This is a genomic window from Pseudoxanthomonas sp. LjRoot204_2, assembly GCF_056175765.1.
On sequence record NZ_JBGFFG010000389.1, the window covers coordinates 1 to 3,146 of the forward strand.

The window sequence follows — 3,146 nt, forward strand, 5'->3', positions numbered from 1 at the left end:
GCGCATGTTCGCGCCGTGGCCGATCGGGCTGACGCTGGTGATCGCGTCGCTCCTGTACTTCCGGTACGTCGGCGACCGCAAACTCAAGGACGACACCCAGGACAGCGATGGCGTGGTCACGCCCGCGCGCACGGAGAGTTACTTCGCCAACACCTACGGGATCGAAGGCGACGTGTTCGAGCTGGTCGTCAGCGCCGAGAGCCCGCTCGTCGGCATGTCGCTCGGCGAGGCGGAAGCCCTGCATGACGCGCCGCTGATGCTGGCGCTGCAGACCGGCAACGACACCCGGCTTGCCCCGCCGGCGGACATGCGCATCTGGGTGGGCAGCGTGCTGGGCGTGATGGGTGCGCGGCAGGAGATCAGCGACTTCGCGCAGAACCAGTTCCTGCGCATGTCCTCGCGCCTGCGCCACTTCGGCGACCTGTTCAATCCCAGCCGCGCGGGCATTTCCGAAGCCGTGGTGCCGCCGACGTCGAAGTTCATTGGCAAGACCGCGCGCGAGCTGCGCCTGCGCAAGCAGAATGGCATCAGCCTGCTGGCGATCAACCGCGACAAGAAGGTCATCCGCGAGAACGTGCGCGAGGAGAAGCTGCGCGCCGGCGACATGCTGGTGCTCCACAGCATCTGGCAGGACCTCGGCCTGGCGGCGGAAAGCCGCGACTTCGTGGTGGTGACGGACTACCCGAAGGGCGAACAGCGCCCGCACAAGTTCAAGATCGCGATGACCATCTTCGCCATCACCATCATCATCGCGTTGACCTCCAAGCTGCCGGTCGCGCTGACCCTGATGACCGGCGTGGCGGGCATGCTGCTGACCGGCGTGCTGCGCATGGACGAAGCCTACGGCGCGATCAACTGGAAGACGGTGTTCCTGATGGCCGGCCTGATTCCGCTCGGCTGGGCGATGGACAGCAGCGGTGCGGCCGCGTGGGTGGCAGGGCATACCGTGGAACGGTTGCCGGAAGGCATTCCCATCTGGGTGCTGGAGATCGCCGTCGCGCTGCTCACGACCGCGTTCTCGCTGGTCATCAGCCATGTCGGTGCGACCATCGTGATGGTGCCGATGGCGATCAACCTGGCACTGGCGGCGGGCGGCAATCCCACCGCGTTCGCGCTGATCGTGGCGCTGTCCGCATCGAACAACCTGATGACCGCGTCCAACCCGGTGATCTCGATGATCGTCGGCCCCGCCAACTACACCTCGCGCCAGCTGTGGCGCGTCGGCGGCCCGCTGTCCCTGATCTATACCCTGGTGGTGGTGCTGGCCGTCAACGCGCTGTTCTGGTGGAACGGACGCGCCGGGTGAACCCGCCCTCGCTGACGCTGGTGCTGCTGCCCGACCGCTACGCCGTCGCGCAACTGCCGGCCGGCGCCACGCTACCTGGGTGGTGGCCCACTCACGGCATGCGCCATGCCGGCTGGACCGACGACGAACTGTCGCTGGTCTGCGAAGAAGCATGCGTACCCGACGATGTCCGCTGCCAGCGCGGCTGGCGCATGTTCAAGCTGCAGGGGCCCTTCGACTTCGCGATGACCGGTATCCTGAACGCCGTGCTGGATCCCCTGGCGGCTGCCGGCGTGGGCATCTTCGCCATCTCCACGTTCGATACCGACTACGTGCTCGTGCAGGACCACCAACTGGACATCACCCTGCAGGCGTTGCGCGAGCACGGACACCACGTGTCGGGCGACTAGCTTCGCGTCAACGACGACGCAGCAGGATCCGCGCCAGCACCGCGCCGAAATGCAGCCAGATCGCGGCGAACACGCCCACCTGCGTGACCGGACCCTGTTGCGCGGCCTCGAATTTGCGGAAATAGCGCCACAGGCCCCGATGCTTGTGCCATTCCACGAATACCGGGCGGGCGCGACTCGACACGCCGCGGATATGCAGCACGCGGATGTCGTTGGCGACGGCGACCAGGGCGCCTGCCGCGCGCGCGCGCCGGCAGAGATCCATGTCTTCGGCGTGCAGGCGGTAGCCTTCGTCGAAGCCGCCGATCCTGTCGAACAGCGCGCGTGGCATCAGCATCAGTGCGCCGGAGATGATGTCGACCGGCTGCAATGGGGTCGCCTCGTCGACGGCGACTCCCAACCGCGACGCCGCACCGGGCGAGCGCAACATGGCGGCGAAGACCGGATCGCGACGGCGCGCAGCGGCATCGCGCACGCCGTCCTCGTCGACCAGGTCCACGCCCAGCATCCTGGTCGTCGCCGCATCGGCCGCGTGTGCGCGCAACCGCGCCAGCGTGTCGGCTTCCACCATCAGGTCGGGGTTCACGAACGCAAGCCAGCATGCCTGCGTATCGCGCGCGCCCTGGTTGCATCCCACCGCGAATCCCGGATTGTCAGGATTGGCAATGAAGCGCACGCGCGCATCTTGCAAGGCATGCCGCTGCACGATCTCCATCGTGTCGTCGGTGGATGCGTTGTCGACCACGCGGATCTCGTGCACGCCATGCGCCACGCGCAGGCGCATCAGGCAGTCGTCGATGCTGGACGCGCTTTCGTGCGTCACCACCACCGCGGCGATGCCGGACGCGTCAACCGAAGAGGTCACGCTGGCGCTCCGGCGATCCTGCTTCCGTATACAACGCATGCAACCGTTCGCGCGGTACGCGCAGCGGATCCTCCATCAGGAACGTCGCCAGCCTGGGCGTGAACGTGGGCCAGCGTGCATTCAAGGCGTCCATGTCGCCGTCGGCAGGGCCGCCTTCGCCGCCACGCGCGACGAACGCGGTCTCGCACAGCACGTTGCGCCACCCCAGGCCGGCGAGCCGCAGCGACAGGTCGACCAGCGCGGCATACCACGAGCCATAGCTCGCCGCGTCCAGTCCGCCGACCCGCTTGCGCGCACTGCCGCGCAACGCGACGGCGTGCGCGACGGCGGCGGGCAGCTCGGGATGCAGCGGCGACATCGCGGCACAGGCGTGCGCCGTGCGTTCGACATCGGCGGGTGRCAGGCTCACTTCGCCCAGGCGCGGCCACGCAGCGGCTTCACCGGCATTGCACCAGGGGGTGGCGGTGGCGATGGCGGCGTCGCGCGCGAAGCAGGCGGCCAGCTGTTGCAGCCAGCCGGGCAAGGGCTGCGCGTCGGGCGCGAGCACCACCACGTCCGCGTCGCCGCACGCGGCGAGCATCTGGTC

Annotated in this window: 4 protein-coding genes; 2 read left to right on the forward strand and 2 right to left on the reverse strand. The window is 68.3% G+C overall.

From position 1 onward, the window contains the following. Together AC04L7_RS15310 and AC04L7_RS15315 are read left to right on the forward strand one after the other, a co-directional pair. Positions 1–1,306 (forward strand): SLC13 family permease (locus AC04L7_RS15310; RefSeq protein ID WP_475513332.1); only part of this gene is annotated, 1,306 nt, incomplete at its 5' end. Beyond that, a complete protein-coding gene (locus AC04L7_RS15315) occupies positions 1,303–1,695 on the forward strand; it encodes an ACT domain-containing protein (RefSeq protein WP_435996918.1) in 393 nt (130 codons plus the stop codon). The genes AC04L7_RS15310 and AC04L7_RS15315, both read left to right, overlap by 4 nt. 7 nt (positions 1,696–1,702) lie before the next feature. On the opposite strand, the gene AC04L7_RS15320 is transcribed toward AC04L7_RS15315, so the two are convergent. After that, on the reverse strand, positions 1,703–2,560 hold the full coding sequence (locus AC04L7_RS15320; RefSeq protein ID WP_435996916.1) for a glycosyltransferase family 2 protein: 858 nt from the start codon (positions 2,558–2,560) through the stop codon (positions 1,703–1,705). Beyond that, positions 2,544–3,146, reverse strand: a 603-nt coding sequence (locus AC04L7_RS15325; protein WP_475513333.1) for a glycosyltransferase, incomplete at its 5' end; no start/stop codon positions are given. The genes AC04L7_RS15325 and AC04L7_RS15320, both read right to left, overlap by 17 nt.